This is a genomic window from Klebsiella terrigena, assembly GCF_012029655.1.
GTDB classification, from domain to species: Bacteria; Pseudomonadota; Gammaproteobacteria; order Enterobacterales; family Enterobacteriaceae; genus Klebsiella; species Klebsiella terrigena.
Genome location: NZ_CP050508.1, coordinates 434,689 through 451,758, shown reverse-complemented (window position 1 = coordinate 451,758; position 17,070 = coordinate 434,689). Strand labels below are relative to the sequence as shown.

The window sequence follows — 17,070 nt, the reverse complement described above, 5'->3', positions numbered from 1 at the left end:
CGCCATCAGGCCTGTCAGTTAATCTGTATCAGCTGAAAATCTCTCAAATTCATCACACCAAACAGCTTTGGCGTTGTAAGGTTAAGCCTCACGGTTCATTAGTATCGGTTAGCTCAACGTATCGCTACGCTTACACACCCGACCTATCAACGTCGTAGTCTTCAACGTTCCTTCAGGACTCTCAAGGAGTCAGGGAGAACTCATCTCGGGGCAAGTTTCGTGCTTAGATGCTTTCAGCACTTATCTTTTCCGCATTTAGCTACCGGGCAATGCCATTGGCATGACAACCCGAACACCAGTGATGCGTCCACTCCGGTCCTCTCGTACTAGGAGCAGCCCCCCTCAATTCTCCAGCGCCCACGGCAGATAGGGACCGAACTGTCTCACGACGTTCTAAACCCAGCTCGCGTACCACTTTAAACGGCGAACAGCCGTACCCTTGGGACCTACTTCAGCCCCAGGATGTGATGAGCCGACATCGAGGTGCCAAACACCGCCGTCGATATGAACTCTTGGGCGGTATCAGCCTGTTATCCCCGGAGTACCTTTTATCCGTTGAGCGATGGCCCTTCCATTCAGAACCACCGGATCACTATGACCTGCTTTCGCACCTGCTCGCGCCGTCACGCTCGCAGTCAAGCTAGCTTATGCCATTGCACTAACCTCCTGATGTCCGACCAGGATTAGCTAACCTTCGTGCTCCTCCGTTACTCTTTGGGAGGAGACCGCCCCAGTCAAACTACCCACCAGACACTGTCCGCAACCCGGATCACGGGTCTACGTTAGAACATCAAACATTAAAGGGTGGTATTTCAAGGTTGGCTCCACGCAGACTGGCGTCCACGCTTCAAAGCCTCCCACCTATCCTACACATCAAGGCTCAATGTTCAGTGTCAAGCTATAGTAAAGGTTCACGGGGTCTTTCCGTCTTGCCGCGGGTACACTGCATCTTCACAGCGAGTTCAATTTCACTGAGTCTCGGGTGGAGACAGCCTGGCCATCATTACGCCATTCGTGCAGGTCGGAACTTACCCGACAAGGAATTTCGCTACCTTAGGACCGTTATAGTTACGGCCGCCGTTTACCGGGGCTTCGATCAAGAGCTTCTCCTTACGGATAACCCCATCAATTAACCTTCCGGCACCGGGCAGGCGTCACACCGTATACGTCCACTTTCGTGTTTGCACAGTGCTGTGTTTTTAATAAACAGTTGCAGCCAGCTGGTATCTTCGACTGATTTCAGCTCCGTGAGCAAGTCACTTCACTTACCATCAGCGTGCCTTCTCCCGAAGTTACGGCACCATTTTGCCTAGTTCCTTCACCCGAGTTCTCTCAAGCGCCTTGGTATTCTCTACCTGACCACCTGTGTCGGTTTGGGGTACGATTTGATGTTACCTGATGCTTAGAGGCTTTTCCTGGAAGCAGGGCATTTGTTACTTCAGCACCGTAGTGCCTCGTCATCACACCTCAGCGTTGAATAAGAGTCCGGATTTACCTAAACTCTCCGCCTACATGCTTAAACCGGGACAACCGTCGCCCGGCCAACATAGCCTTCTCCGTCCCCCCTTCGCAGTAACACCGAGTACAGGAATATTAACCTGTTTCCCATCGACTACGCCTTTCGGCCTCGCCTTAGGGGTCGACTCACCCTGCCCCGATTAACGTTGGACAGGAACCCTTGGTCTTCCGGCGAGCGGGCTTTTCACCCGCTTTATCGTTACTTATGTCAGCATTCGCACTTCTGATACCTCCAGCAACCCTCACAGGCCACCTTCAACGGCTTACAGAACGCTCCCCTACCCAACAACACCTGAGTGTCGCTGCCGCAGCTTCGGTGCATGGTTTAGCCCCGTTACATCTTCCGCGCAGGCCGACTCGACCAGTGAGCTATTACGCTTTCTTTAAATGATGGCTGCTTCTAAGCCAACATCCTGGCTGTCTGTGCCTTCCCACATCGTTTCCCACTTAACCATGACTTTGGGACCTTAGCTGGCGGTCTGGGTTGTTTCCCTCTTCACGACGGACGTTAGCACCCGCCGTGTGTCTCCCGTGATAACATTCTTCGGTATTCGTAGTTTGCATCGGGTTGGTAAGTCGGGATGACCCCCTAGCCGAAACAGTGCTCTACCCCCGAAGATGAGTTCACGAGGCGCTACCTAAATAGCTTTCGGGGAGAACCAGCTATCTCCCGGTTTGATTGGCCTTTCACCCCCAGCCACAAGTCATCCGCTAATTTTTCAACATTAGTCGGTTCGGTCCTCCAGTTAGTGTTACCCAACCTTCAACCTGCCCATGGCTAGATCACCGGGTTTCGGGTCTATACCCTGCAACTTAACGCCCAGTTAAGACTCGGTTTCCCTGCGGCTCCCCTATACGGTTAACCTTGCTACAGAATATAAGTCGCTGACCCATTATACAAAAGGTACGCAGTCACCCCATAAAAGAGGCTCCCACTGCTTGTACGTACACGGTTTCAGGTTCTGTTTCACTCCCCTCGCCGGGGTTCTTTTCGCCTTTCCCTCACGGTACTGGTTCACTATCGGTCAGTCAGGAGTATTTAGCCTTGGAGGATGGTCCCCCCATATTCAGACAGGATACCACGTGTCCCGCCCTACTCTTCGAACTCACAGAATGTGCATTTTAGTGTACGGGAGTATCACCCTGTACCCTGCGACTTTCCAGACGCTTCCACTAACACACAAACTGATTCAGGTTCTGGGCTGTTCCCCGTTCGCTCGCCGCTACTGGGGGAATCTCGGTTGATTTCTTTTCCTCGGGGTACTTAGATGTTTCAGTTCCCCCGGTTCGCTTCGTTAAGCTATGTATTCACTTAACGATAGTGTGTCGAAACACACTGGGTTTCCCCATTCGGAAATCGCCGGTTATAACGGTTCATATCACCTTACCGACGCTTATCGCAGATTAGCACGTCCTTCATCGCCTCTGACTGCCAGGGCATCCACCGTGTACGCTTAGTCGCTTAACCTCACAACCCGAAGCTGTTTCGTAAAACAGGTCGTGTTGTGAAAATTTGAGAGACTCGAACACACCATCTTTCCTTTCTTATTACGGAGAAAGGAAACAGTGCGTCGTTTCAATTTTCAGCTTGATCCAGATTTTTAAAGAGCAAAATTTCACAATGCACTTAACAGTACATTTTGAAATTTATCATTCATCAGACAATCTGTGTGAGCACTACAAAGGCAGGTTCTTTTAGGTAAGGAGGTGATCCAACCGCAGGTTCCCCTACGGTTACCTTGTTACGACTTCACCCCAGTCATGAATCACAAAGTGGTAAGCGCCCTCCCGAAGGTTAAGCTACCTACTTCTTTTGCAACCCACTCCCATGGTGTGACGGGCGGTGTGTACAAGGCCCGGGAACGTATTCACCGTGGCATTCTGATCCACGATTACTAGCGATTCCGACTTCACGGAGTCGAGTTGCAGACTCCGATCCGGACTACGACATACTTTATGAGGTCCGCTTGCTCTCGCGAGGTCGCTTCTCTTTGTATATGCCATTGTAGCACGTGTGTAGCCCTACTCGTAAGGGCCATGATGACTTGACGTCATCCCCACCTTCCTCCAGTTTATCACTGGCAGTCTCCTTTGAGTTCCCGGCCGAACCGCTGGCAACAAAGGATAAGGGTTGCGCTCGTTGCGGGACTTAACCCAACATTTCACAACACGAGCTGACGACAGCCATGCAGCACCTGTCTCAGAGTTCCCGAAGGCACCAAAGCATCTCTGCTAAGTTCTCTGGATGTCAAGAGTAGGTAAGGTTCTTCGCGTTGCATCGAATTAAACCACATGCTCCACCGCTTGTGCGGGCCCCCGTCAATTCATTTGAGTTTTAACCTTGCGGCCGTACTCCCCAGGCGGTCGACTTAACGCGTTAGCTCCGGAAGCCACTCCTCAAGGGAACAACCTCCAAGTCGACATCGTTTACAGCGTGGACTACCAGGGTATCTAATCCTGTTTGCTCCCCACGCTTTCGCACCTGAGCGTCAGTCTTTGTCCAGGGGGCCGCCTTCGCCACCGGTATTCCTCCAGATCTCTACGCATTTCACCGCTACACCTGGAATTCTACCCCCCTCTACAAGACTCTAGCCTGCCAGTTTCGGATGCAGTTCCCAGGTTGAGCCCGGGGATTTCACATCCGACTTGACAGACCGCCTGCGTGCGCTTTACGCCCAGTAATTCCGATTAACGCTTGCACCCTCCGTATTACCGCGGCTGCTGGCACGGAGTTAGCCGGTGCTTCTTCTGCGAGTAACGTCAATCACTAAGGTTATTAACCTTAATGCCTTCCTCCTCGCTGAAAGTACTTTACAACCCGAAGGCCTTCTTCATACACGCGGCATGGCTGCATCAGGCTTGCGCCCATTGTGCAATATTCCCCACTGCTGCCTCCCGTAGGAGTCTGGACCGTGTCTCAGTTCCAGTGTGGCTGGTCATCCTCTCAGACCAGCTAGGGATCGTCGCCTAGGTGAGCCATTACCTCACCTACTAGCTAATCCCATCTGGGCACATCTGATGGCATGAGGCCCGAAGGTCCCCCACTTTGGTCTTGCGACGTTATGCGGTATTAGCTACCGTTTCCAGTAGTTATCCCCCTCCATCAGGCAGTTTCCCAGACATTACTCACCCGTCCGCCGCTCGTCACCCAAAGAGCAAGCTCTTCTGTGCTACCGCTCGACTTGCATGTGTTAGGCCTGCCGCCAGCGTTCAATCTGAGCCATGATCAAACTCTTCAATTTAAGTTTGATGCTCGTGAATTAAACTTCGTAATGAATTACGTATGTTCACTCAGAGACTTGGTATTCATTTTTCGTCCGAGGACGTTAAGAATCCATGTCACTTTGAGTGCCCACACAGATTGTCTGATAAATTGTTAAAGAGCAGTGCAACGCGGCTTTCGCTCACCGTTGCGAGGTGGCGTATATTACGCTTTCCTCTTTCAGAGTCAACCCTTTAATTCAGGATTTTTCTCTTCAACCGAACCGGCTAGTTGGTGTGAAGTGATTCACATCCGCCGTGTCAGTGGGAGCGCATTATAGGGATCCCATTTTATTGCACAAGTCTTTTATCGATCTTTTTTTCCGGATGATGCTTTTTCGCCCTTTTCGCAGCGTTATTGTTCGATCTGCTCAGTTTTTACCACAATAAAGGGTTGCAGGCGGCGGGGAAAGCCACCAAAGTCTTCGCACAACCCTGAATTATCGAGGTAAGCATGTCCGCAAATTTACGTCCCTATAAAGATTTATTCCCACAAACAGGCCTGCGCGTGATGATCGATGCCACCAGCGTAGCGATCGGCGATGTCAGGATGGCTGATGATGTCAGCATCTGGCCACTGGTTGCCATTCGCGGAGACGTTAACTATGTGCAAATCGGCCCTCGCACCAATATCCAGGACGGTAGCGTGCTGCATGTCACCCATAAATCATCCTATAACCCGCAGGGTAATCCCCTGATCGTTGGGGAAGATGTCACCATCGGCCATAAAGTCATGCTGCACGGCTGCACTATCGGTAATCGGGTACTGGTGGGGATGGGTTCAATTCTGCTGGATGGTGTAGTAATAGAGGATGACGTCATGATTGGTGCCGGTAGTCTGGTACCGCAGAATAAGCGGCTGGCAGGCGGCTATCTTTACTTTGGCAACCCGGTGAAACAAATCCGCCCCCTGACAGAGGCGGAAATAGCGGGGCTGATCTATTCAGCAAACAACTACGTGAAATGGAAGAACGATTACCTGGATCAGGAAAACCAAACCCAGCCCTGATCGTCTTCCTGCTGGTTACGGATCATCTCATCCGCTTCTTCTTCCAGATCCCAGCGATGTTCGCGAAATGCAGCCAGCCACTGAGCTGGCTCTTTTCCACCAAAGCGTTTTTCTAGCGTTACGCTTCCGATTGCGCAGGTCAGCTGCATACCATGAACCAACGCGGGGAATGTAATGCACTGTTTTTCAGGATCCCACTCCTCCCTATCAGGAAACTGAATCGCCTGATTCACGGATTCAATTCCTTATGCAAGGTTTGAATCACCGGAGTAATGTCTGGCAGTACGCCATGCCAGAGTAATACGGCATGGGCGGCCTGAGCTACCAGCATACCTAAACCGTCAGCACACTTTTTTGCACCATGCTGCTGGCACCAGGTCAGAAACGGCGTATTGCCCTGCTGATAAAACATGTCGTAGCAGTGGACGTGCGTATTAATTAACGCAGCGGGTATCGCCGGGACCTCACCGCCAATACCGCTGGAGGTCGCATTAATGATGAGATCAAACTCATGTTCAGCCAGCGTATCCATTTCCAGCGCACGAATACTGCCGGTATGAGAAAAGAGCGCCGCCAGTTCATGCGCGCGGGAGCTGGTGCGGTTGACAATCGTCACGGCGCAATCGAGGGACAGAAGCGGTAACAGCACGCCGCGCGATGCGCCTCCTGCCCCGATAAGCAGGACACGAAAGCCAGGTTTAATAAAACCGAGCCGCTCCAGATCGCTCAATAGCCCAATGCCATCGGTGTTATCCCCCAGCAAACGGCCATCGTCCAGACGTTTCAGGGTATTCACGGCCCCGGCGAGCGCGGCTCGTTCGGTGAGCTCATCGGCGCGGGCGAACGCTTCCTCTTTAAACGGAACGGTAACGTTGGCGCCTCGCCCCCCTTCATTAAAGAAAGCATTCAGGGTACTGATAAATTCATCTCGTGGCGCCAGAATACGTCCGTACGGATGTGCAATCTGCAGCTGCTGCGCAAAAAGCTGATGGATAGCGGGTGATTTGCTGTGGGCAATAGGATTTCCAAAGACTGCGTAGCTTTCCATCACTTACCCCTGGCGGAAGAGTTCGCCCGTCAGGGCGTCGCGAATTTCAGACGGATTCTGACGACCGCCGGTTAACCCATTAACCACCGGAAAATCGGCGCCAAACTGGGCGTGAACTTCAGCCGTGGTGCGACAGGGAGGCTGGCCGGATAAATTCGCACTGGTCGAAACCAGCGGTTTTCCATAGGCCTCGCATAGCTCAACCACAAGCGGGTGATCGGTAACGCGTACCGCCAGAGAGTCAAAACGCCCGGTCAACCAGCGCGGAGTTGTTTTACGCGCCGGGAAGACGAACGTCACCGGTCCTGGCCAGCAGCTAAAAATTGTCGCCAGCTGCGCCTCGCTAAGCTGAGAGTCATCTATATAAGGAAGTAGCTGTTCAAAGCGGGCGGCGATAAGAATCAGGCCTTTCTCGACCGGCCGCTGCTTGAGGTCCAGCAGACGCATGACGGCCGTTTCGCTGTCGGGATCGCAGCCAACGCCAAAAACAGCTTCTGTGGGATAGGCGATGACGTGTTCGTTATTCAGAACCGCCACTGCATGGGCGACGGTTTCTGAGTGCAGGTTATTATTCACTGATTTGTTCCGCCGATATCGGCTTTCCACATTGTTTACTGGCACAAAAGCATTTAACGCCCTGCGCCGTTTTCTTTTCGATTAATAGCGGATAGTGGCATTCAGGACACTCGCCCGCTATCGGTTTGAAGTTAATGACGAACTGGCAATCGGGGTAACGATCGCAGGAGTGAAAAGTTTTGCCAAAACGAGAGCGGCGCTGAACCAAATGCCCCTGACCACACTGCGGGCACGCGATAGCCGTCTCATCAGGCTTATCAATAAGTTCAGTATGCTGGCATTGCGGATAGCTGCTGCAACCAATAAACATACCGAAGCGTCCCTGACGCAGCACCATCACGGCACCGCAGGATGGACACTCCTGCCCCTCCAGCACTTTAACGATATGTCCGTCCGCCTGACTTTTCAGGGGACGGACGTAGTTACAGTCCGGATAGTGCGAACAGCCAAGAAACGGTCCATGCTTCCCGGAGCGGATTACCAGTTCAGCCCCGCACTGTGGACAGGGCTCATTTTTACGCACCTGAAACAGTGCTGATTTGGTCATAAATACTCGACGTTGCTGCAAAAAGATTAATGCAGCATACCTTCATTTACTTCGAAGAGTAATTCTTCCATCTGCTGGTAGGCGTTTTCACAGCCCGGAATATTAAACAGCACCATCAGGATCACCCATTTAAGGTCTTCCAGTTCGAACTCTGCCGTATCCAGCGCCAGAACGCGTTCAATTACCATTTCTCGCGTTTCGAGGTTCAACACCTGAATTTGCTCGAGGAATAATAAGAATCCTCGGCAACTAGCATCCAGACGCTGACACTCTTCTTCGGTGTAAATCCGTAAAGAGAGTGGGTCAGAAGCCAGCTGCATGGGCGCGACAAGGCCTTCCTGATAGTCAGCCAGTTTCTCGAGCCACATCAACGCGTTATAAATATCTTCCCGTTCAAAACCGGCGTCGGTGAGATCCCGGGTCAGCTTATCCTGGTCTACGCGCATTTCTGCTTCGTTATGGATGTAAGTCTCAAACAAATACATGAGTACGTCGAACATGGCTTGCCCTCCTTAATCGGACATAGCCGCCGGGTACAGCTGCGATCCAGCCTGCTAACTCCAGTTCAAGTAGCTGAGCTACGGTCACTGGTACAGATTGGCCGGCACGTTCAGCGACAACGTCAACAGGTGTTACCTCATCTCCTACGTTAGCCAGGAGCTCAGGAAATGGCAATGCTACGGGTGGCCGATCCGTGCAATTATTTATATCGTACGGCGTCTCGCGCAGCCATAGCAGCTCATGCTGCCAGTATTCGACGATATCCTCGGGCGCAGTAACGAGGACAGCGCCCTGCTTGATAAGCCAATGCGGGCCCTCTGAGCCTGGGCTGCCTATCGGCCCGGGCAGCGCAAAAACCTCCCTTCCCTGTTCAAGTGCACAGCGGACGGTAACCAACGAGCCGCTTCTCAATGCCGCCTCCACCACCAATACCCCAATACTTAAGCCGCTGATAATCCGGTTACGGCGAGGGAAATTTCCAGGTAATGGCGGTGTGGCGAGAGGAAACTCAGAAAGCAGCGCTCCTCCGCTATCGACAATCTGCCTTGCTAAAGCGGCGTGCCGACGCGGGTAAATATCCCCTAACCCATTCCCGAGCACCGCAATGCTTTTTCCATTCGCGGCAAGCGCGCCGCGATGGGCAACGCCGTCAATACCAATCGCCAGGCCGCTGGTAATCGTGATGCCATAGCGTGCCAGGGCTTCGCAGAACACTCTCCCCCAGCGTTCGCCGTACCAGGAGTGCGCGCGGCTCCCGACAACCGCTAGCTGCCGGCTCTGCAAAATAGCGAGGTCACCTTTAACCAGAAGCGCGCCGGGATAATCAGCGGTTGCGCGCAGCTGCGGTGGATAGAGAGGACTGTCGGTCGAGAGCAGATGGTGCTCTGGCTGTTCCAGCCATTCCAGAGCGGCGTCGATATCCCGCTGGCCAAAGGTCAAAAATTGCCTCGCCTGCGCCGCGCTCAGGCCGCAGAGACGTAAAGCTTCATTATTAAGCCCGACAGCGGTGCCTATCCGGTGAGCGACGGTCGCCATCGCCTCACCATACAGGCCGTTTACCCTCATCAGGCGTAGCCAAATCTCTGCGGGCGCCATCCATACTCCCCTGCCATAAGCGGCTTTAACAATCTTTGCGATTGGACAGTGAGACTGTCAATTAGAGGGGGTTTTGTCTAGAATAGAGGTAATAATCTTATCAACTCCTGAATACGACTCTGGATCTTTATGGCAGTTTTGCAAGTGTTACATATTCCGGACGAGCGCCTTCGCAAAGTCGCCGAGCCGGTAAAAGAAGTCAATGCAGAAATTCAGCGTATCGTCGATGATATGTTCGAGACGATGTACGCGGAAGAGGGTATTGGCCTGGCGGCAACGCAGGTTGATATCCATCAGCGCATTATTGTTATTGATGTGTCGGAGAACCGTGAAGGTCAGCTGGTGTTAATTAACCCTGAGCTGCTGGAAAAAGACGGTGAAACCGGTATTGAAGAAGGCTGCCTGTCCATTCCGGAACAGCGTGCGCTGGTACCACGTGCCGAAACCGTGAAAATCCGTGCCCTGGATCGTGAAGGCAAGCCGTTCGAACTGGATGCTGACGGCCTGCTGGCTATCTGTATTCAGCATGAAATGGATCATCTGGTAGGCAAACTGTTCATCGATTATCTGTCGCCGCTCAAACAACAGCGCATTCGTCAGAAAGTTGAAAAACTGGATCGTTTGCGTACGCGTGCCTGAGGACAAGGATTAACGTGTCACAATCACTACGTATTATTTTTGCGGGTACACCCGATTTTGCAGCGCGTCATCTTGACGCGCTGTTGTCGTCTGAGCACCAGATCGTCGGCGTCTTTACGCAGCCCGATCGCCCCGCTGGCCGCGGTAAAAAGCTTATGCCGAGCCCGGTAAAAGTTCTGGCTGAAGCCAACAATTTGCCGGTATTCCAGCCCGCATCCCTGCGTCCACAGGAAAACCAGGAGCTGGTTTCCTCGCTTAATGCCGATGTTATGGTGGTTGTCGCCTACGGACTGATTCTGCCCAAAGCGGTTCTGGATATGCCGCGTCTTGGCTGTATTAACGTCCACGGTTCTCTGCTGCCTCGCTGGCGCGGTGCTGCACCTATTCAGCGCTCATTATGGGCCGGCGATACGGAAACAGGCGTAACGATTATGCAGATGGACGTCGGTCTCGATACCGGCGATATGCTGTATAAGCTATCCTGTCCGATAACCGCAGAAGATACCAGTGCCAGCCTGTATGACAAGCTTGCAAACCTCGGCCCACAGGGGCTGCTGAATACGCTGACCCAGGTAGCTAACGCAGCCACTCAACCTGAAGTCCAGGATGAAGCCTTAGCCACCTACGCTGAAAAGCTCAGCAAAGAAGAAGCCCGTATTGACTGGTCGCTTTCAGCCGAACAGCTCGAACGTTGCATCCGCGCTTTTAATCCGTGGCCGATGAGCTGGCTGGAAATTGACGCACAGCCGGTGAAGGTTTGGCAGGCGTCGGCTATTGCCGAAGCCAGTACCGCTGAGCCTGGCACCATTGTGGCTGCCAGCAAGCAGGGTATTCAGGTGGCAACCGGCAATGGCATTCTGAATCTGGAATCCCTGCAGCCGGCAGGTAAAAAAGCGATGAGCGCCCAGGATTTGCTAAATTCTCGCCGGGAGTGGTTTATCCCAGGTAACCGTCTTTCCTGACGGTAGTCACTTCTAAAGCCCGGATCTACCGGGCCTTTTTATTTTTACGGTTATGAAAAAAAATCTTAATTTACGTAGTCTGGCGGCTCAAGCCGTTGAACAGGTTGTCGAGAAGGGCCAGTCGTTAAGCAACGTGCTGCCGCCTTTGCAGCAGAAAGTCGGTGAAAAAGATAAAGCGCTGCTGCAAGAGCTGTGCTTTGGCGTTCTGCGCACCCTCAGTCAGATGGAATGGCTGATCAATAAGCTGATGGCTCGCCCGATGACGGGAAAACAGCGCACCGTTCACTATTTAATTATGGTCGGCTTTTATCAACTGCTGCACACCCGTATCCCCGCCCATGCAGCGCTGGCAGAAACGGTTGAGGGCGCGGTAGCCATTAAACGCCCGCAGCTCAAAGGACTGATCAACGGCGTGCTGCGCCAGTTCCAGCGTCAGCAGGAAGAATTGCTTGGCGAATTCGCCGAAAGCGAGAGCCGCTTCCTGCATCCCGCATGGTTAATCAAACGTATTCAAAAGGCCTGGCCACAGCAGTGGCAGGCCATTGCGGATGCCAATAACCAGCGTCCGCCGATGTGGCTACGCGTTAATCGCAATCACCACTCACGCGATGAATGGCTGGCGCTCCTTGAAGAGGCGGGCATGCAGGGGTTTGTTCACCCCGACTATCCGGACGCCGTTCGTCTGGCGACGCCGGCGCCTGTACAGGCCTTGCCCGGCTTTGAGCAAGGCTGGGTCACCGTTCAGGATGCATCCGCCCAGGGCTGTATGCGTTACCTGACCCCGGAAAATGGCGAAAGGATCCTCGACCTTTGCGCCGCGCCTGGCGGTAAAACAACCCATATCCTGGAAGTCGCCCCGCAGGCCAGCGTAATGGCTGTCGACATCGATGAGCAGCGGCTGTCCCGTGTCTATGACAATCTGAAGCGTCTGGGAATGAAAGCCCAGGTAAAACAGGGTGATGGTAGATATCCAGCGCAGTGGTGCGATGATGAAAAATTCGATCGTATTCTGCTCGATGCGCCCTGCTCGGCAACTGGCGTCATTCGCCGCCATCCGGATATTAAATGGCTGCGTCGTGACCGCGATATCGCGGAGCTGGCACAGCTTCAGGCTGAGATTCTTGACGCCATCTGGGGGCATTTAAAACCCGGCGGCACCATGGTCTATGCGACCTGCTCAATTCTGCCGGAAGAAAATAGCCAGCAAATTGCGGCATTCCTGGCACGCACGCCTGATGCAGAACTTAGCATCACCGGAACACCTGAGCAGCCAGGACAGCAAAATCTGCCCGGTGCGGAAGAGGGTGACGGGTTCTTTTACGCTAAGCTGATCAAACATCGGAAATAACGGATCACTGCTGATGAAGATTATTATTCTGGGCGCCGGACAGGTTGGCGGAACTCTCGCGGAAAACCTCGTCGGAGAGAACAACGATATTACCCTGGTTGATACCAACGGTGACCGCCTGCGCAGTCTGCAGGATAAGTTTGACCTGCGTGTTGTTCAGGGGCATGGCTCTCATCCGCGCGTACTGCGCGAAGCCGGAGCGGATGATGCCGACATGCTGGTTGCCGTCACCAGTTCTGATGAAACCAATATGGTGGCCTGCCAGGTCGCCTATTCCCTGTTTAATACGCCTAATCGTATTGCCCGCATTCGTTCTCCGGACTACGTGCGTGACGCCGATAAGCTTTTCCACTCTGAAGCCGTGCCGATTGACCATTTGATCGCGCCGGAACAGCTTGTTATCGACAATATTTACCGCCTGATTGAGTATCCAGGCGCGCTGCAGGTCGTAAACTTTGCCGAAGGGAAAGTAAGTCTGGCGGTTGTTAAAGCCTACTACGGTGGTCCGTTGGTAGGCAACGCGCTCTCGACAATGCGTGAACACATGCCGCATATCGACACCCGTGTGGCGGCTATTTTCCGCCACGATCGCCCTATTCGCCCCCAGGGTTCTACCATTGTTGAAGCCGGCGATGAAGTATTCTTTATTGCCGCATCCCAGCATATTCGTGCCGTGATGAGCGAGCTGCAGCGCCTGGAGAAACCCTACAAGCGCATCATGCTAGTTGGCGGCGGAAATATCGGTGCGGGTCTGGCCCATCGGCTGGAAAAAGACTATAGCGTCAAGCTAATTGAACGCGATCAGCAGCGCGCCGCCGAGCTGGCGGAAAAGCTCCAAAACACCATCGTCTTTTATGGTGACGCCTCGGATCAGGAGCTCCTCGCGGAAGAGCATATTGATCAAGTCGACCTCTTCATTGCCGTTACCAATGATGACGAAGCCAACATCATGTCTGCAATGCTGGCCAAGCGGATGGGCGCCAAAAAGGTCATGGTGCTTATTCAGCGAAAAGCCTATGTCGATCTGGTTCAGGGCAGCGTTATCGATATTGCTATCTCCCCGCAGCAGGCGACCATTTCAGCGCTGCTCAGCCATGTCCGTAAAGCCGATATTGTGGGCGTCTCTTCCCTGCGCCGCGGCGTAGCTGAAGCGATCGAAGCCGTCGCCCACGGAGATGAAAGCACCTCACGCGTCGTGGGCCGTTCGATCGATGAGATCAAGCTTCCGCCGGGGACGATCATTGGCGCCGTGGTTCGCGGAAATGACGTGATGATTGCCAATAATAATTTACGTATTGAGCAGGGCGATCACGTAATTATGTTTCTGACCGACAAAAAATTTATCTCCGATGTCGAACGGCTGTTCCAGCCAAGCCCTTTCTTCCTGTAATTTATTTGGGCGCCGGTATCGCGCCCATATCCATTAACCTTTATTTATCAATGGATAATATTTTTATGCAATTATTCAACAATAATGGAAAATGGAAATACATTTGTTAAACTTATCTCTGTCAGCTGGTTCAAGGAGAATGAAATGAGTATTTTAAAAGAGTTTCGCGACTTCGCGATGCGCGGGAATGTGGTCGATCTGGCAGTGGGTGTCATCATTGGTGCAGCGTTCGGTAAAATTGTATCGTCGCTGGTTGCCGATATTATTATGCCGCCGCTTGGCTTACTTATTGGTGGGATCGATTTTAAATCTTTTGCCGTCACGCTGCGCGATGCTCAGGGAGATATCCCGGCCGTTGTAATGCATTATGGCGTGTTTATTCAGAACGTTTTTGACTTCGTTATCGTTGCGTTTGCCATCTTTATGGCAATTAAACTGATGAATAACCTGAACCGTAAAAAAGAAGAGGCCCCTGCAGCTCCGCCGGCACCGACTAAAGAAGAAGTGCTGCTGAGTGAAATTCGTGACCTGTTAAAAGAGCAGAACAACCGCTCGTAATCAGGCTACAGAAAGCAGAAAGCCAGTGGTAAAAAAGTGATTCACTTTCTTGCCACTGGCCTCCCGGTCACCCCGTACTGCATATTTTTCTTTTCGCTGATAGCTTCCTTTCCCTTTCTTGTTTTTCTCAACGCGTTGCCTGAATAGCGGGTCATGAAGCAGTGCCTCGATGGCATTATCTTTTATTTGCCCTTTGGTGTGCTGATAGCGACTCATAGTAACTCCTGATAGTGAATGAGATCGACGCGAGTGTAGATCTCCGCGCGCAAAAAATCAACGCCCTGCATTACCGCTGCTGGCCCCCTGCTCAAGCGCTTCAAGAATGGAGCAGTAGACGCTGCTGTGGGCGCTACCGCAGCATGCATCGTTAAGCCGCTGTAAGGATCGGCGCATCGTCTGTAATTCCTTAATACGCGATTCAACTTCGCTCAGGCGTGCCTGTACGATCCCTTTTGATTCCTGGCAGGTATGGTGTTCAGGATCGATGCGGATCGACAGCAGCTCGCGGATCGATTCGAGCGTGAAGCCCAGCTGCCGCGCGTAGCGGATAAAACGTAGCCGCTGAAGGTCATTGTCGGTATAAAGGCGAAATCCTCCCTCAGTACGAACATCGTGGGCCATCATCTGCTGCTTTTCGTAGTAGCGAATGGTGTCGGGTGTAACATCCGCCAGCTTCGCGAGCTCACCGATACGATACATACTTACTCCTCACTCATTTTGTTTTGCAGCCTGGCAGAATACTCACCGCGCAGAAAATCTGTATTCAGCCCGGCCTGGCGTAGCTTTAGCTCGAGCAAAGCAAGCCTGCGGCTCAGTTCGGCATGCTGCGGGTCATCCTGACGAACGACGTTAAGCAAATCAACCAGCTCAACGGCTTCTCTACGATGTTCCAGTTCAGGAGGTAAACAGCCGGCGTTCTTGAGTAAACGGTAGCTGACGCGTAGCTCAGGTGGTACATGCAGATCGTCATCCAGGATCAGCGGTTCACCGCGGCCGGGAAGATTATCGAAATCACCTTTATTTTGTGCGTCAAGGATATGGCGTTCTGCCCACTGATCCAGCAACCACATCATACGGCTCCGGGGATGAACAAAAAGAATACAGATAGTGTAATGAAGCAGAGATGTGGAGGATATAAAAAAACCCGCCGAGGCGGGTTTTTTTACGTTACTACAGATTACTCTGCAGCAGCTTCTGCTTTCGGCTCAGCACGATCAACCAGCTCGATGTATGCCATCGGCGCGTTGTCGCCTGCACGGAAGCCACACTTCAGAATGCGAGTGTAACCACCGGCGCGGCTCGCGAAACGCGGGCCCAGCTCGTTAAACAGTTTTGCCACGATCTCGTTATCACGAGTACGGGCGAATGCCAGACGACGATTAGCTACGCTATCAGTCTTGGCAAGAGTAATCAGCGGCTCAACTACGCGACGCAGTTCTTTCGCTTTCGGCAGGGTCGTCTTGATGATTTCATGACGAACCAGCGAACCAGCCATGTTACGGAACATAGCCTGGCGATGGCTGCTGTTGCGGTTCAGTTGACGACCACTCTTACGATGGCGCATGACCTTATCCTTCTCAGTAAAACCTTAACCTGTGATCCGGTTACTCGTCAGCAATGCTTGCCGGTGGCCAGTTTTCCAGGCGCATGCCCAGAGACAGACCACGTGAAGCCAGCACGTCTTTAATCTCAGTAAGAGATTTTTTACCCAGGTTCGGCGTTTTCAGCAACTCAACCTCGGTACGCTGTACCAGATCACCGATATAGTGGATAGCTTCTGCCTTCAGGCAGTTAGCAGAGCGGACAGTCAATTCGAGATCGTCAACAGGGCGCAGCAGGATCGGATCGAATTCTGGTTTCTCTTCTTTCACTTCCGGCTGACGTACATCACGTAAGTCAACGAAAGCTTCAAGTTGTTCTGCCAGGATGGTTGCCGCACGACGAATCGCCTCTTCAGGATCGATTGTGCCGTTGGTTTCCATTTCGATGACCAGCTTGTCCAGGTCGGTACGCTGTTCTACACGCGCTGCTTCAACATTGTAGGCAATACGCTCTACGGGGCTGTAGCATGCGTCGACCAGCAGACGGCCGATTGGGCGCTCATCTTCTTCCGAATGAATTCGGGCAGAAGCCGGCACATAACCACGACCGCGCTGAACTTTGATACGCATGCTAATAGCAGCGTTCTCATCGGTCAGGTGGCAGATCACATGTTGCGGCTTGACGATTTCGACATCACCATCATGGGTGATGTCGGCTGCGGTCACAGGGCCAATGCCAGATTTATTCAAAGTAAGGATAACTTCATCTTTACCCTGAACTCTCACCGCCAGCCCTTTCAGGTTGAGCAGGATTTCAAGGATATCTTCCTGAACGCCTTCTTTGGTGCTGTACTCATGAAGTACACCATCAATCTCAACCTCGGTCACCGCGCAACCCGGCATCGATGAGAGCAGAATACGGCGCAGTGCGTTACCCAGAGTATGGCCAAAGCCACGCTCTAAAGGCTCAAGGGTCACCTTGGCGTGCGTCGAACTCACTTGCTCGATATCGACCAGGCGCGGTTTTAGAAACTCTGTCACAGAACCCTGCATTGTGTCCTCTCTTTGGTACTAAGC

At 52.7% G+C, this 17,070-nt stretch carries 17 protein-coding genes and 2 rRNA genes; 6 read left to right on the top strand and 13 right to left on the bottom strand.

Annotated elements, in window-relative coordinates:
* Window positions 1-77: 77 nt before the first annotated feature.
* A 23S ribosomal RNA gene (locus HCK03_RS02145) occupies window positions 78-2,986 on the bottom strand.
* A 232-nt stretch (window positions 2,987-3,218) separates the two neighbouring features.
* Window positions 3,219-4,760: ribosomal RNA gene (locus HCK03_RS02140) — 16S ribosomal RNA — on the bottom strand.
* Together the 16S and 23S rRNA genes form the textbook arrangement of a ribosomal RNA operon.
* A 473-nt stretch (window positions 4,761-5,233) precedes the next feature.
* Between HCK03_RS02140 and HCK03_RS02135 the strand changes: the two genes are divergently transcribed.
* Window positions 5,234-5,788 carry a gamma carbonic anhydrase family protein gene (locus tag HCK03_RS02135; protein WP_045854074.1) on the top strand — a complete coding sequence of 185 codons (555 nt, stop codon included), beginning with the start codon at window positions 5,234-5,236 and terminating at the stop codon, window positions 5,786-5,788.
* On the opposite strand, the gene HCK03_RS02130 is transcribed toward HCK03_RS02135, so the two are convergent.
* Genes HCK03_RS02130 through dprA form a run of 6 tightly spaced genes read right to left on the bottom strand, consistent with a single transcriptional unit; the run spans window position 5,764 to window position 9,555 of the window.
* Complete coding sequence (locus tag HCK03_RS02130) at window positions 5,764-6,021, bottom strand: DUF1488 family protein (protein ID WP_148251455.1); 258 nt, start codon at window positions 6,019-6,021, stop codon at window positions 5,764-5,766. The genes HCK03_RS02135 and HCK03_RS02130 overlap by 25 nt on opposite strands.
* Window positions 6,018-6,836 carry a shikimate dehydrogenase gene (aroE, locus tag HCK03_RS02125; protein WP_123552439.1) on the bottom strand — a complete coding sequence of 273 codons (819 nt, stop codon included), beginning with the start codon at window positions 6,834-6,836 and terminating at the stop codon, window positions 6,018-6,020. The genes HCK03_RS02130 and aroE overlap by 4 nt, the downstream gene beginning before the upstream one ends.
* Before the next feature lie 3 nt (window positions 6,837-6,839).
* On the bottom strand, window positions 6,840-7,412 hold the full coding sequence (gene tsaC, locus HCK03_RS02120; protein ID WP_041142951.1) for an L-threonylcarbamoyladenylate synthase type 1 TsaC: 573 nt from the start codon (window positions 7,410-7,412) through the stop codon (window positions 6,840-6,842).
* A complete protein-coding gene (locus tag HCK03_RS02115) occupies window positions 7,405-7,959 on the bottom strand; it encodes a DNA topoisomerase family protein (RefSeq protein WP_071844854.1) in 555 nt (184 codons plus the stop codon). The genes tsaC and HCK03_RS02115 overlap by 8 nt, the downstream gene beginning before the upstream one ends.
* 26 nt (window positions 7,960-7,985) lie before the next feature.
* Entirely contained in the window at window positions 7,986-8,459 is a 474-nt protein-coding gene (smg, locus tag HCK03_RS02110) for a DUF494 family protein Smg (protein WP_041142952.1), read from the bottom strand.
* Window positions 8,431-9,555 (bottom strand): DNA-protecting protein DprA, encoded by a 1,125-nt coding sequence (dprA, locus tag HCK03_RS02105; protein WP_167691076.1) that lies wholly within the window; start codon window positions 9,553-9,555, stop codon window positions 8,431-8,433. The genes smg and dprA overlap by 29 nt, the downstream gene beginning before the upstream one ends.
* Before the next feature lie 129 nt (window positions 9,556-9,684).
* Between dprA and def the strand changes: the two genes are divergently transcribed.
* The 5 genes from def (at window position 9,685) to mscL (ending at window position 14,452) form a co-directional block, all read left to right on the top strand.
* On the top strand, window positions 9,685-10,194 hold the full coding sequence (gene def / locus HCK03_RS02100) for a peptide deformylase (protein ID WP_041142954.1): 510 nt from the start codon (window positions 9,685-9,687) through the stop codon (window positions 10,192-10,194).
* A gap of 14 nt (window positions 10,195-10,208) precedes the next feature.
* A complete protein-coding gene (gene fmt / locus HCK03_RS02095) occupies window positions 10,209-11,156 on the top strand; it encodes a methionyl-tRNA formyltransferase (protein WP_041142955.1) in 948 nt (315 codons plus the stop codon).
* A gap of 52 nt (window positions 11,157-11,208) precedes the next feature.
* On the top strand, window positions 11,209-12,504 hold the full coding sequence (gene rsmB / locus HCK03_RS02090; protein WP_167691075.1) for a 16S rRNA (cytosine(967)-C(5))-methyltransferase RsmB: 1,296 nt from the start codon (window positions 11,209-11,211) through the stop codon (window positions 12,502-12,504).
* Window positions 12,505-12,517: 13 nt separating this feature from the next.
* A complete protein-coding gene (trkA, locus tag HCK03_RS02085; protein WP_041142957.1) occupies window positions 12,518-13,894 on the top strand; it encodes a Trk system potassium transporter TrkA in 1,377 nt (458 codons plus the stop codon).
* A gap of 144 nt (window positions 13,895-14,038) precedes the next feature.
* Window positions 14,039-14,452 carry a large-conductance mechanosensitive channel protein MscL gene (gene mscL / locus HCK03_RS02080; protein ID WP_041142958.1) on the top strand — a complete coding sequence of 138 codons (414 nt, stop codon included), beginning with the start codon at window positions 14,039-14,041 and terminating at the stop codon, window positions 14,450-14,452.
* Here the strand turns inward: mscL and HCK03_RS02075 are convergent, their stop codons facing one another.
* The 5 genes from HCK03_RS02075 to HCK03_RS02055 all read right to left on the bottom strand — a co-directional run bounded on the left by HCK03_RS02075 (window position 14,453) and on the right by HCK03_RS02055 (window position 17,046).
* Complete coding sequence (locus tag HCK03_RS02075) at window positions 14,453-14,668, bottom strand: alternative ribosome-rescue factor A (RefSeq protein ID WP_041142959.1); 216 nt, start codon at window positions 14,666-14,668, stop codon at window positions 14,453-14,455.
* 57 nt (window positions 14,669-14,725) lie between these two features.
* Window positions 14,726-15,151, bottom strand: a complete 426-nt coding sequence (zntR, locus tag HCK03_RS02070) for a Zn(2+)-responsive transcriptional regulator (protein ID WP_041142960.1) — start codon at window positions 15,149-15,151, stop codon at window positions 14,726-14,728.
* Window positions 15,152-15,153: 2 nt separating this feature from the next.
* Entirely contained in the window at window positions 15,154-15,522 is a 369-nt protein-coding gene (locus HCK03_RS02065; RefSeq protein WP_134528661.1) for a DnaJ family domain-containing protein, read from the bottom strand.
* A gap of 107 nt (window positions 15,523-15,629) precedes the next feature.
* Entirely contained in the window at window positions 15,630-16,016 is a 387-nt protein-coding gene (rplQ, locus tag HCK03_RS02060) for a 50S ribosomal protein L17 (protein ID WP_002919206.1), read from the bottom strand.
* 40 nt (window positions 16,017-16,056) lie between these two features.
* Window positions 16,057-17,046 carry a DNA-directed RNA polymerase subunit alpha gene (locus HCK03_RS02055; RefSeq protein ID WP_002919219.1) on the bottom strand — a complete coding sequence of 330 codons (990 nt, stop codon included), beginning with the start codon at window positions 17,044-17,046 and terminating at the stop codon, window positions 16,057-16,059.
* Window positions 17,047-17,070 lie beyond the last annotated feature (24 nt).

Coding starts and splice junctions, on each gene's coding strand:
- HCK03_RS02135 (WP_045854074.1), top strand. CDS start 5,234: ATGTCCGCAAATTTACGTCCCTATAAAGATTTATTCCCACAAACAGGC.
- aroE (WP_123552439.1), bottom strand. CDS start 6,836: ATGGAAAGCTACGCAGTCTTTGGAAATCCTATTGCCCACAGCAAATCA.
- HCK03_RS02115 (WP_071844854.1), bottom strand. CDS start 7,959: ATGACCAAATCAGCACTGTTTCAGGTGCGTAAAAATGAGCCCTGTCCA.
- smg (WP_041142952.1), bottom strand. CDS start 8,459: ATGTTCGACGTACTCATGTATTTGTTTGAGACTTACATCCATAACGAA.
- dprA (WP_167691076.1), bottom strand. CDS start 9,555: ATGGCGCCCGCAGAGATTTGGCTACGCCTGATGAGGGTAAACGGCCTG.
- def (WP_041142954.1), top strand. CDS start 9,685: ATGGCAGTTTTGCAAGTGTTACATATTCCGGACGAGCGCCTTCGCAAA.
- rsmB (WP_167691075.1), top strand. CDS start 11,209: ATGAAAAAAAATCTTAATTTACGTAGTCTGGCGGCTCAAGCCGTTGAA.
- trkA (WP_041142957.1), top strand. CDS start 12,518: ATGAAGATTATTATTCTGGGCGCCGGACAGGTTGGCGGAACTCTCGCG.
- mscL (WP_041142958.1), top strand. CDS start 14,039: ATGAGTATTTTAAAAGAGTTTCGCGACTTCGCGATGCGCGGGAATGTG.
- HCK03_RS02075 (WP_041142959.1), bottom strand. CDS start 14,668: ATGAGTCGCTATCAGCACACCAAAGGGCAAATAAAAGATAATGCCATC.
- zntR (WP_041142960.1), bottom strand. CDS start 15,151: ATGTATCGTATCGGTGAGCTCGCGAAGCTGGCGGATGTTACACCCGAC.
- HCK03_RS02065 (WP_134528661.1), bottom strand. CDS start 15,522: ATGTGGTTGCTGGATCAGTGGGCAGAACGCCATATCCTTGACGCACAA.
- rplQ (WP_002919206.1), bottom strand. CDS start 16,016: ATGCGCCATCGTAAGAGTGGTCGTCAACTGAACCGCAACAGCAGCCAT.
- HCK03_RS02055 (WP_002919219.1), bottom strand. CDS start 17,046: ATGCAGGGTTCTGTGACAGAGTTTCTAAAACCGCGCCTGGTCGATATC.